Below are 13055 nucleotides of genomic sequence, written 5' to 3'. Positions count from 1 at the left end.
GACTACTCGAGATCTTTTGTCACGTCGAAAGTTTATACTGAGCGGAGTCGAAGTACAGTCGAGACGCTTTTATGTCTCAGTGAATCTCGACTGCGCTCGATTTGACAACTCGACTGCAGCCAATCCTGAGCATAGACCAAGAACTCGTTTTGACTACTCGAGATCTTTTGTCACGTCGAAAGTTTATACTGAGCGGAGTCGAAGTACAGTCGAGACGCTTTTATGTCTTAATGAATCTCGACTGCGCTCGATTTGACAACTCGACTGCGCTCGATTTGACAATTAAATTACTCTTTGTCACGTCTAAAGTTTATACTGAGCGGAGTCGAAGTACAGTCGAGACGCTTAGTCAAACTATTCTTCTATATCTTCAAAATCCGATTTGTATTTATGATGTGTTGCATTTCTACATTCTGATAAATATTGTAATTTATCAAAATTCCCATCAATTAATGCCTGTTTTTTAACCCTGCTCCATTTTTTTATTTTTTTTTCAAACTCAATAGCCTGATTCGGATCTGTAAAATCCTGATAAAAAACTAACGTCACAGGTCTTCTACTATGTGTGTAGGCGTCTGGATATTTACCGGCATTGTGCTCGATAACTCTCCTGTCAATATCAGAAGTTACTCCTACATAAAGCGAATCATCGTTACAAAGAATAATATATACATAATAGAATTTCATATACTGTTTTATTTTAAATTAAACGAATCTCGACTGCGCTCGATTTGACAACTCCACTACAGCCTGTCCTGAGCGTAGACGAAGGACTCGATTTGATAACTCGACTTTAGCTTATACTGACCGTAGATAAAGTACTTAATTTGACCCGCCAATATTTTGTCACGTCGAGCGCAGTCGAGACGCTTAATTCTACTTTTCTTAAACTTTTGTCACTTCGAAAGTTTATACTGAGCGGAGTCGAAGTACAGTCGAGACGCCTTATATTCCAAAACTAATCTCGACTACAGCCTGTCCTGAGCGTAGACGAAGGACTCGATTTGACAACTCGACTATAGCCTGTCCTAAGCGTAGACGAAGGACTCAATTAAGCCTTAATCGATTCCCCTGTTGATATCAAAACTGAAAATAAATAAATTCTTTATAATCGCTATACGTTCCCAATGCTATAATCGCCGCAAGGCATAACCCCAACTTTAAATAACTATATCTCCCGGAAATGGGTTCTACTTTCGTGCGGCTGTTCCATTCCACAATAATAAAAGCAAGTATCAAAATAATGATTTCATAATTGTAACGTTCGTTTTCCAAATATTGTGATTCAAAGATTCTATTGGTAAAAATGCGACCAATATACTCAAAAGCTTCTGTTATCGATTTTACTCGGAAGAAAATCCACGCTAAGCAGGTTAATGCAAACGTACTGACAATACTGAAGAAAACCTTAACCGAGTTCAAATCCCAATACAGGGAAACAGTTTCCATATTAGACCGATTCCGTTTCAACAGCAATAACGGTAAAAAATACAACGCGTTAATAAAACCCCAGGCAATAAAAGTCCAATTGGCGCCATGCCAAAAACCACTTACTAAAAATATGATAAACGTATTGCGGACTTTCATCGCCGTACCACCACTGCTCCCTCCTAACGGAATATACAGATAATCCCGAAACCAAGAGGACAAGGAAATGTGCCAACGACGCCAAAACTCGGCAATGTCACGGGAGAAATAGGGGTAATTAAAGTTACGCAACAAATCGATTCCAAACAGTTTGGACATTCCCAATGCCATGTCTGAATAACCGGAGAAATCACCATAAATCTGGAAAGCGAAATAAACCGCTCCCAACATTAAAGACAAGGAGTTCATCGATTGATAATTATCAAAAATCGCATTGGCATAGGTTGCACAAGTATCGGCGATTACCACTTTCTTGACCAATCCCCAAACAAACTGAAAGATTCCTTCTTTGGCTTTTTGATAGTCAAAACTGCGTTTCACTTTTACCTGTGGCAATAAATGAGTCGCTCTTTCAATAGGTCCCGCTACAAGCAATGGAAAATAACTGACAAACAAAGAGTAATCTACAAAGTTATATTCAGCTTTAATACGCTTTAAATAAATATCAATGACGTATGATAGCCCGTGAAACGTATAGAAGGAAATACCAACTGGCAGAATCACGTTCAGCAATAATGGACTTGTTTGAAGCCCGAACCCATTCAATAATTCCGAAAAAGAATCTGCAAAAAAATTGTAATATTTAAAGATCCCCAAGAAACCTAAATTCACACTGATACTCAACCAAAACCAAAATTTTCTTCCTAGTGCCGTCTTAGCCTTTTCTATCATTATACCGGTGTAATAATCTAAAAAAGTAGAGAAAACCAGCAAGAACAAAAAGCGCCAATCCCAACAGGAATAAAAATAATAGCTGGCTACAATGAGCACTGCATTTTGAGTGCTTTTGGTTAAATTAAAAACAAACCAATACAACACAAATACAATAGGCAGGAAAATGGCAAAGGATAAGGAGTTAAAAAACATAAGTGTTGAAACAGATTTGACATTGTAAAATTAAAATTTATTCTGTAATACCAATGCCAAATGATGATCAACCATTTTCGTCAGTGAAAAACATTCTTCAACAAGTGTTCTTGTATTTATTTCGATTTTTTTATGCCCCATATAAACCGCTTCTAGAATATTTTTTAGAGCAAGTACGCCTTTTGCTTTATAAATATAGCCGTTTTCTCCATCGACTAATACTTCTTCATTACCGCCAACATTAGTTGTAATCACTGGAACATTAGCCGCTAAACTCTCTAATATCGACAAACTGAAACATTCCATGTGAGTAGGTTGCAGCAGGTAGTCATACTCTGCAAATATCGTTTTCAGGTGAGGACTACTGCCCATAAAAGTGAAACAATGCGTCACATCATGGTCTTTTATCTTTTCAACCAAGTTGTTTTTAAAGGGACCATCCCCGTATAAGTCTATTTTAATTCCCATTTTAATTGCGGAGGGAAGCAGTGCTACTGCAGCAATTAAATCCTGAAGCCCTTTTGATTCCCGCAAATGCGATGCCGTCAAAAAGGTGGGATGCGTCATACTCCGATTCGTTCTTTCCAAGATATCCTCAAATACAACCCCATTATAAATCGTGAGCGTCTTCTTTTTTACAACAGAACCAAAATCACGTATAATTTCATTTACAGTATAATCCGAAACGCCTACAAAAACCGAAATATATCTAGAAAATAAAATTCCTTTGATTCTTTTCTCTATTCGCTTTTTTAAAGGATAGCCAGAAAGTGGTCTTGGATTATGATCTACGGAAATTATTTTCGCTTTGGAAAACTGCTTTACTCGGTAAAAAAAAGGAGTACATAATTCGATAAAATGGGTAATGATATGCGTATATTCACTTTTTTTGGTTTTGCACAAACTAAGAAAATAATTTTCTACCGATTGGTATCCACTGTCAAAAATCGTTAAAGTGGCATAATTGCCATGATCCGATTGATTGGGGAAAAACCAATCCACCTGAATACCATTTGCTTTACATTTGCTGTCAAACTGCCAAAAAAAGTAATCCATTCCGCCTACTCTTTCGGGTAACAGTTCATAATTACAAAGCACAGCTATTTTTTTAAACTCAGTCATTCCACTCTGATAAAGTAGCGGCAATACGCGCACTGGTTCCATTTAATTCTTTACTTATTTGTAAGTCAATCATGGCCTTTCTTTCTTTTGCTCGAGCTAAAGGATTGACTAAAGCTTCCTTGATTTGATCGATCAACTCCGTCGGATTTTTGGCTATGGTCACAGATTGGCTATCAACCACTTTTTTGAAATGATCGTATCCTAAGAACCGTTGATCATCATACAAACCATTTTCAGGATTTCCAAAAACAGTATTAATTACTGGTTTGTCAAATAACATAAAATCCAAACTCATCGTAGAACACATGTTAATATTCAAATCAACATATTCTAACAAGGAACGTAAATCTCTGATGTCTTCTTTACTAGGTATGCGTTGCGACCAGCTTTCAGCATGATTCTCCCGAGTCAAAATCCATTTGGGGTTATTCCATATAATTTCAGGAAAATCTTTTTGTATCGCAGCAAATCGTTCTGGGCCTTCTGCTGGAGAAGTCCGTACAAGAAGTTGACAAGGAATTCCGATTTGATTTTCTCGTATGGCATTGGCAATAGTCCGAATCACAACTGGATCATTGGCTCCAATACTGACATCAGCACAACTGAAACAAATTATTTTTTTACTGTCCTCTATAGTAAACTTAACATAAAAATCTTGTTTTTCTATTTTGTATTTATCCATTACATAAGGCTCAAATTGAGGCGTTCCTACCACTCTTACCTGATCCTCTTTTACATTCGGATAAAAATACAACAACTCCTTTTTCATTAAATCACTCCATACCAAAAAATAATCAAAAGTACCCAACATCCTGCCTTTGGAAGCCAAATTATCCCAACTAAAAATAAAACTACTGACCGGTATTTTAGATTGAATCGCCGCATATAAAAAAGGTGCTAAATAAGGAGGCCTTTGATGGGTAAAAAAAATATGGGTCGGTTGATCTTCTCGCAACATTTGAATATAACCTGTCGTTATTTTATGTTTAGCAAAAGACAAAAACTGTAGCTTTTCCGCAAACAAAATACTGGCAGAAGAGTGAATTGTTTGGGTAAAAAAGTAAATGATTTTGACTAAAAGGGATCGGGCAGTGTTGGTTTTGGGATACCCGGAATGCAAGTTGTCTTTCATTCCATAAAAAGATTGATACTTTTGTAAATGCGCCAGTTCCTTCCATTTCCTAAAAAACCACGTCCATTTGCCCTCTACAAAAACATCCAATTCCTTTATAGTGATCCTTGACGGCAAAACAGCAGGATAGGCACTAATAGGCAGCCCTGAATAAATAATAATGGTATCAAATTTTATGCTGGCTTCTTCTAGGAAATCACTCATTACAAAATTCCGGAATCCAACACCATCTGTGATGACTATGCCTAGTTTTTTCATTTATATAAATATATTAAACGCTGTTATTTTTGTTGTTTCTATTTCATTTGAATTCTCATGAATATTCTTTTGAATACTTTTTTGATACTTTTGATTATGAAAAAAGTTTTATGCTTAAAAACTATAGCATTAGAAATAATTTTATTCTCAAATTTCAGCAATTCCAATATTTTGTTAATCCTAACCGTATGCTTTTTATTGATACCATAAGAACGAGCATACCATGTGTGATATAACAACACTTTATCTTCAAAATACACAGCATTTGTAATTTTATCTTCTTGAAAAGGCTGATTAGAATCCAGAAAAAGAAATTGTTTTTCATTTCTTCTTAACCAAAGGTAAAAACAATAATAGGGTTCATAAATACTTAAAGTATCATAAATCTCATTCAAATTTGACACATCATCTTGAAATTCATTTATTTTACAATACTGATTTTTTAACATTTCTTTTTCATCCCAAATTAATTCAATCTCTCTAAAATTAAGTATTGAAAAAAATGTATTTATTACATAGGGGTTTTCTTTTCGATGTGAAATAAGTCCTCCATCACGAACACCGCAAACAGTATAGTTTTGGGTTTCCATTTTTTTAATGATATCAAAAACTATATCTGGATTTTCAAACAAAACATCTTCATCTGCCATAATTAGCCAGTCAATATTTCTATCTTTTAGCATTTTCATCATATAAATAATACTATCAAGACCATGCATACCATTGGTTCCATCAATAACATATTTTTGAATGTTTGAAGGAAATAATTGAGAACTTTTTTTATAAAGTTCTTTATTGATGACCGTGCTAAGTATTGCAATATTTGAACTATCCATTTTTTACTTTATTATTAACTAAATAATTTGATGGTTCATTATTAGCTCCCTTATAAATAAAAATCATGTTGTGATAAAAATGCATAGATATAATATGTTCATCATAATATGATGTTTCATAATTTGAAATCATATATTCTTTATGATTTAAACCATCAATCAATGATTTAAAATAACAATAAATAGTACCTACTTTATTAAAATCAGTTGAACTTCCTCCATATTCTTCCCAATAAGAGGTCTGAGTATCTTCTATAACATAAATACCCCCTTTTTTCAACTTTGGAAATAAAAACTCAAAACTTTTAATAACGTGTTCATTAATATGACTTCCATCATCTATGATTAAGTCAAATACTCCCGCTTGATTACACACATCCTCAAGAAAATCTATATCCACCTGACTCCCTTTAAAAATTTTTATACGCTTTTCTTGAAGAAAAGACTTTTCAAAAATGTCTAATGAGAAAATTTTTGCGAAGGGAAAAAAAGTTTTCCACATGCGTAATGACTCACCTCCAGATAATGGATGTTCATATCCACCAACACCAATTTCTAAAAGGTTAATTTTTTTGTATTTGAAAGGCTTAAAGTGCTTTTGATAATGTTGTGTATAAAAATGATATCTATTTTTATCAGTCTTATGTATCGTCGCTAATTTATCAAGATTAGACATAAAAAAAAGAGCTTTTAAACTTCTTAGTTTATATCTAATTTTCAAACGTGTTGCGTAGGTCGTATTTTCTTTTACAAAATCTAATAAACTCATATATCTCTAAATTGTTTTTGATGATTGATGGCCCAAATGCAGACTATTACTAATTGACCCCAAATCCAGGTCTACTGTTTATTACCAATTATCATTTGAGCCAAACTTATACATTGCCAAACATGAAAGCTGGATTGTCTTTGTCCATCCAGATAAAGTTGCCATTCTATCTTCAATGCCTCTACATTAAACCATGATGAAAATTCAGAAGTTATAATGACTTCAAAACATTCCGAAACCCAGTCCTTTAAATCTTCTGCCAACCACTCCCGCTGTGGAGTCTGCAAAGGTCTTTTGGGAGCAAAAACTAAGTCATCGGCTAAATATTCTGAAGCGATTTCCCGCAACATAAATTTGGTTTGTCCCTTGCTGATTTTAAAATCCAATGGCAATGAAAAGGCAAATTCAACCAAACGATAATCTAAAAAAGGTTCGCGTAGTTCTGTAGAAAAAGCCATCGAAATCCGATCATTAAAACGTAAAGCACGAGGAATTTTAGTATACAATAAATCCCTGTATTGTTTATTTAAAATGGCATCGGTAAAAGGCTTAGGATAGTTTGGTTTAATTGCTTTTTCAAGAAACGAATCAGAAAGCATATTTATTTTGAATGGTGAGTCTGAAACTCCCTGAATAGTAGCTTCTTTTTCCTGAGTGTAATAATCATAACCTGCCCATTGCTCATCCATTCCTTGACCGTCCAGTAAAACGAGTACATCTTGTTTTCTAGCTTGCTGGAAGATTTTAGCATAAGCCAAAGTAGGAATTCCTCCAAAAGGTTCCTCCTGCTGAAACGCGATTTTTTGTGTTAGATCTGGCACCTCTTCTGCCTTTAGAAGCACTTTTACTAAAGGATTCCTAGTATTAGCAATCATCCGCTCTACCCAAGGCAGTTCGTCGTACGCTTCATCATTAGTGTAGAAAGTATAGGCGCTGATTGCAGGTTGCAGAGCATCACTTTTTGATTTTAGACTTTTGCTTTTTTCCTGCAAATTAACCAAGGCCAAAAGCACAGAACTATCCAAACCCCCACTAATATTAAAACCCACAGGCACATCAGCATTAAATCGCAACTTTATGCTGTCTTTTAAAAGAGAAGTGTAGTACTCTTTGGCTTGATCAAAAGTTAAGTTTAGGGGTTGTTTGTCTATTTCTTTTTCAAAAAAATACCATTTTTTTAATGTTAATTTCTGGTTTTGATATTCTAGAAAATGTCCTCCGGGTAATTGCAGGATCTCCTCCCAAAAAGTCTCGGCAGGGTTGCCATATGAGCCATATACAAAATAAGATGCCCATACTTTTTCATCTGGTTTTTTTGCAATTCCGGCAGCATGAATTGCTTTTATTTCTGATGAAAAATAAAAGGATTCTCCTTTTTTACTATAAAAAAAAGGCTTGACTCCAAATCGGTCTCTGCCGGCAAACAGCTTTTTTTCTTGATTATCCCAAATAGCAAAGGAAAACATCCCGTTTAATTTTTGAAGACAATCACTTCCATAGCTTACAAATGCGGCTAATAAAACTTCGGTATCTGAATCTGTTTTGAAAATATAATCTGCTTCAAGTTCTACTTTTAATTCACGGTAATTATATATCTCTCCATTAAAAACCAAAACATATCGACCAGAAGGATCTAAAAAAGGTTGATTGGATTGTGGAGACAAATCAATAATAGCCAATCGGTTATGTCCTAAAGTAGCAAAACCGGCATCGCTATACCTACACGTAGCATCGGGTCCGCGATGGTGCTGACTCAACAGCATATCATCCAATTGATTGGTTTCAAAATCCCCAATTATTCCTGCAATACCACACATTATAGTTGATTGTTTTTTATCATTTGCTCTGCCTTTTCCCAATCTGCCATCGTGTCTATATTCACATACAATTCTGGAGAAGATTCAATAAATGAAATACTTTTTCCATATAAAGAATGCTGGTGCAACAGAACTTCGGTTTTTGTTATATAAATACTTCCATCTCTGTGGTAAGTCTCTGGTAGTTCTTGTCTACGACTGATAATTTTTTCTTCACCAGTGGCAACCGTCAAATTACCCTCTGCATTCACTTCAAAAGTCCAATGGGGATTGTACTCATGGGGTACTTTTTGAACAGAAACCAAAGAATCACAACCGCTTACAATAAATTTTTCAAGAGCTGCATCTAAAAATTGAACGGTTCTAAAAGGGCTTGTCACTTGAAGTAAACAAACAGCATCAAAGGAAACAGCTTGTTTTTCATACCATTCTAGAGCATGAATAATCACATCTATAGTTGGTGTTGTATCTTGAGCTAATTCCGTAGGCCGTATAAACGGGGTGTGAACCCCCCATTGTTTAGCCACTTCTATAATTTGCAAATCATCACTTGACAAAATTACCTCAGTTAAATAGGTTGATTGCAACGCTATTTCAGACGTATAGGCTAGTAAGGGTTTTCCATTCAATAATTTACTATTTTTTAACGGAACCCCTTTAGAACCGCCTCGAGCTGGAATTATACCTAAAATTCGCATCTTAATACATTATGGTTTTATGAAACTGTAAAGGTAATTTTTGTAATAATTCTGCTATTTGAACACCTGCATTCCCATTACCATAAATAGCAGATGAGACTGATTTGCCTTTTTTTATAGCATCTAGAATAGCTACTTCTATTCGTTCTTGGGAATATACAACATCAACACTGTTTCCGCCTCGTTCCCTTTTATTTTGTCGAGACCCTATATTAACTACAGGCACCCCTAAAAAAGCACATTCCCGGATACCTACGCTTGAATTACCTATCAAACACTGGCTGTGTCGCAACAATTGTAAAAAATCTTTCCCCTCCATATTTTTAAAAAAATGCACATTGGGCAATTGATGCTGTTCTCTAAAAGCACGAATGCCTGTGGAGGTCCCATCCGCTCCTGCATCTACATTTGGCCAAAACCAAAGAGTAGGCTTATTCAACTTATAAATCGCCTCAAGCGTCACTTCAATATGTTTGCGTGAATCTTGATATTCTGTAGTCACTGGATGTTGCATGACAACTAAATAACCATTCGACAAATCCGGTTTAGCACCAACACCTCCATATTTTTCATACGGATCAAAGGGTAGTGCTTTGCTCATCAAGACCTCATCTGCTAAATCAATTGAGGGACATCCTGTATTAAAAACCATCTCAGGATCTTCTCCTAATTTGAGGACTCTGTCTTTCGCATTTTCAGAGGCCACAAAATGATAATCGGCTAATTTAGTAATGGCGTGACGCACCTTTTCATCAATATTGCCAGTTACTTCACCTCCTTGAATGTGTGCCAAAGGAATATTCATATAAGAAGCCGCTATAGCAGTAGCCATCGTTTCGAAGCGATCTGCAACGGTCACAACGATATCCGGTTTTAGAGTGTCAAAAACAGTCGACAATTCTAGTATTCCAATTCCGGTAGTTTTTGCAGCAGCAGTCAAATTTTCTCCTTCTAAAACATTAAATACTTTAGCGGCAATGACAAACCCGTCTTTTTCAATATAATTCACCGCAGATCCATAGCGGTCTAGCAAAGCTGAGGCCGCCACTATCAATTGCAGTTCCAAATCAGCATGTTGCTGAATAGCTGTCAAAACTGTTTTTACACGGCTATAGGAGGGGCGCGCAGTAACTACTACGGCTATTTTTCGTTTTATATTCATAGTAAATCGTCTTCATTAAGAAAATCCCACTGTTTTTTGTCAGATTTAAGTTTTTTACCAAGAACCCCTTGAAAGGAGCTGGCTGGTATTCCATAGCCTTTTGGCTTCTTCGCTTCTAAATCTGCAAAAGTAAGGAGATGATCTTTAGGTAGGTTTTTATTAACTGCCAATGATTTTTCGAAAATCTGTTTCAAAGTAGCAAAAGCATGATTATTATTTTTAACAATTGGATGTGCTAAAGCACATGCGATATTTTGAACGGCTGAAACTAATTTTTTAGTTTCTTTGAGGGTTAAGGACGCTTTCGCATCGGGGCCAAAAAGTTGCCTATCAAAAACAACATGAAACTCCAAAATACTAGCTCCCAACGCTGTTGCTGCAATACACGTTTCTATCTTAGCCGAATGATCTGAAAAACCAACTGGAACATCATATCGTTTTTTTAGTTCCTGAATCACATTCAATCCATATTCCTCAGGTTGCGTAGGATAAGCAGTAGTGCATTGCAATATAGAAAAATTAACTTCTCGGTCTTTTAAAAATTGTACTGTTTGATCTAACTCAATATAAGAACTCATACCCGACGACAAAATCACAGGCTTCCCAGTTTGTGCAATTTTCTCTAAGATCAAAAAATTATTTACTTCCCCGGAACCAATTTTATAACAGTCAACGCCAATTTCTTCCAGCCAGTCTACTGCCAAATTGCTAAAAGGAGAACAAATAAAATCAAGCCCCGCATGGTCACAATGTTGCTTGATACCTTTCCATTGTTCTAAAGAAAAACCCATTCTTTTCCAATAATCAAATCGGGTTTCATCTTCCAATGAGAATTTTACACGAAAAGGCTCATATTCACTGCTTTCCGCTTCTGCAATATGCATTTGGAACTTTACTGCATTAACTCCTGTTAGTGCTATAGCATCAATATAGGAATATAAGATACCTAAACTCCCCTCGTGGGCTTGACCTATTTCGGCGATAAGATAAGGCGACGATTTTTTTAAAATCATATTTTAAGGAAAAATGAGTTAGAGGTTCTTCTAGCAAAAATAGTTTATTTAATGGTTTAGCAATACTTAAATCGTTTAGATTATTTTAAAGTAGGCCACTAATTTAGCCATCATTATAATATCAAATAATTCAAATAAATTCTCCATCCGAACATTAATTACTCGCAGAATGGCAATGCGCAGGCACAAACCAGATAACTCCGTTCAAATCTTGCATATTAACCTAAAACAATGAAGTTCTAACTCCTCAATGCAGAGGAAAACTACCAACTTGCTTTTTTTGTTAAAAGTAAAAACACACCCCTAACCTCCCGTGATGAGATCGGGACAAGCTCTCTGTAGAGGGGAATACGATCCTGCAATCATTTAAAATATGGGAATCAGCAAGTATATCTGCCAATTATGACAAATACAATATTTCATCCTATAAACGAAGCTAAAAACATCATAACACACCCCTAACCTCCCGTGATGAGATCGGGACAAGCTCTCTGTAGAGGGGAATACGATCCTGCAATTATTTAAAATATGGAAATCAACAAGTATGTATACCAATTACGACAAATACAATACTTCATCCTATAAACGAAGCTGAAAACATGAAATCCATCTCCTCAATTCCCCTCTTGAGAGGGGTTAGGGGTGTGTTTTTCATATTCATAAAATCTCTGTAAATTACGACAAATACAATATTCCATCCTACAACGAAGCTGAAAACATGAAATCCACCCCTAACCTCCCGTGATGAGATCGGGACAAGCTCTCTCAAGAGGGGAATGCGATTCTGCAATCATTTAAAATATGGGAATCAACACGTATATCTATCAATTACGACAAATACAATATCTCATCCTATAAACGAAGCTGAAAAATTAATAACACACCCCTTACCCCTCTCAAGAGGGGAATACAATCCTGCAATCATTTTAAATATAGATATTATATCTAATTTTCCTTAATTGTGATGCACTTTACATTTAGGATGTTTCATCCTACAATGAAGCTGAAAACATGAAATCCACTCCTCAATTCCCCTCTTGAGAGGGGTTAGGGGTGTGTTTTTGATATTTATAAAATCTCTGTAAATTACGAAAAATACAATATTTCATCCTATAAACGAAGCTGAAAACATAGTAACACACCCCTAACCTCCCGTGATGAGATTGGGACAAGCTCTCTGTAGAGGGGAATACGATCCTGCAATCATTTAAAATATGGGAATCAACACGTATATCTACTAATTATGACAAATGGGACATTTCAACCTACAAATAAAACTAAAAACCATAATATACCACACCTCAATTCGAGATAGATAGCACTGCTAATATTGTACTTTGTTTGCAAAAGGAAAGACCATAGCCTCATAGGATATCCAATAAAAACATCTAGTAAGTGATAAACATCAGTACGAATATTTTTGTGGAGTAAAACAGAACCAAACTTCTCGATACGTTTGACACTCGAAGTGACGTGCATCAAGAACCATTTGTGTTGTAATTTTAATTGTCCCAAATATAATTATTTGAGAAATACCTCGATTTATTACTCTTGTTTTATAGGGGTCAAAACACCAACCTGTTAAAAAAAAGCACTTCCATTCCTCTAACACCGCTGTATTAGTAATGAATAATACATTTGCTTTTTATACTAGAAATAAAAATACACCCTCTAACCTCTCGTGATCAAAACAGAACAAAGCTCTCTGTAGAGGGGAACACATCCCTGCTAACT

At 35.5% G+C, this 13055-nt stretch carries 10 protein-coding genes; all 10 read right to left on the bottom strand.

Annotation, left to right across the window (positions count from 1 at the left end; translation table 11 throughout):
* Window positions 1–354: 354 nt before the first annotated feature.
* Window positions 355–687 (bottom strand): GIY-YIG nuclease family protein, encoded by a 333-nt coding sequence (locus ACEN2F_RS12220; protein WP_441739443.1) that lies wholly within the window; start codon window positions 685–687, stop codon window positions 355–357.
* A gap of 393 nt (window positions 688–1080) precedes the next feature.
* Entirely contained in the window at window positions 1081–2514 is a 1434-nt protein-coding gene (locus ACEN2F_RS12215; protein WP_441739441.1) for an MBOAT family O-acyltransferase, read from the bottom strand.
* 30 nt (window positions 2515–2544) lie between these two features.
* The gene (locus ACEN2F_RS12210) at window positions 2545–3678 is read right to left on the bottom strand and encodes a glycosyltransferase family 4 protein (protein WP_441739439.1); all 1134 of its coding nucleotides are present in this window, start codon (window positions 3676–3678) and stop codon (window positions 2545–2547) included.
* Window positions 3629–5026, bottom strand: a complete 1398-nt coding sequence (locus ACEN2F_RS12205) for a hypothetical protein (RefSeq protein WP_441739437.1) — start codon at window positions 5024–5026, stop codon at window positions 3629–3631. The genes ACEN2F_RS12210 and ACEN2F_RS12205 overlap by 50 nt, the downstream gene beginning before the upstream one ends.
* A 38-nt stretch (window positions 5027–5064) precedes the next feature.
* Window positions 5065–5862, bottom strand: a complete 798-nt coding sequence (locus tag ACEN2F_RS12200; protein ID WP_441739435.1) for a hypothetical protein — start codon at window positions 5860–5862, stop codon at window positions 5065–5067.
* Entirely contained in the window at window positions 5855–6631 is a 777-nt protein-coding gene (locus ACEN2F_RS12195) for a class I SAM-dependent methyltransferase (protein WP_441739433.1), read from the bottom strand. Before ACEN2F_RS12195 ends, ACEN2F_RS12200 begins: the two co-directional genes overlap by 8 nt.
* Before the next feature lie 71 nt (window positions 6632–6702).
* Window positions 6703–8490, bottom strand: coding sequence for an asparagine synthase (glutamine-hydrolyzing) (gene asnB / locus ACEN2F_RS12190; protein WP_441739431.1), 1788 nt, complete (start codon window positions 8488–8490; stop codon window positions 6703–6705).
* Window positions 8448–9146 (bottom strand): acylneuraminate cytidylyltransferase family protein, encoded by a 699-nt coding sequence (locus ACEN2F_RS12185; protein ID WP_441739429.1) that lies wholly within the window; start codon window positions 9144–9146, stop codon window positions 8448–8450. The genes asnB and ACEN2F_RS12185 overlap by 43 nt, the downstream gene beginning before the upstream one ends.
* Before the next feature lies 1 nt (window position 9147).
* A complete protein-coding gene (neuC, locus tag ACEN2F_RS12180; RefSeq protein WP_441739427.1) occupies window positions 9148–10308 on the bottom strand; it encodes a UDP-N-acetylglucosamine 2-epimerase in 1161 nt (386 codons plus the stop codon).
* On the bottom strand, window positions 10305–11321 hold the full coding sequence (locus ACEN2F_RS12175; RefSeq protein WP_441739425.1) for an N-acetylneuraminate synthase family protein: 1017 nt from the start codon (window positions 11319–11321) through the stop codon (window positions 10305–10307). Before ACEN2F_RS12175 ends, neuC begins: the two co-directional genes overlap by 4 nt.
* Between the last annotated feature and the right edge of the window lie 1734 nt (window positions 11322–13055).

This window comes from Flavobacterium sp. W20_MBD1_R3, assembly GCF_052119725.1.
Classification (GTDB): Bacteria; Bacteroidota; Bacteroidia; order Flavobacteriales; family Flavobacteriaceae; genus Flavobacterium.
This window is presented reverse-complemented; position numbering and strand designations above follow the sequence as displayed.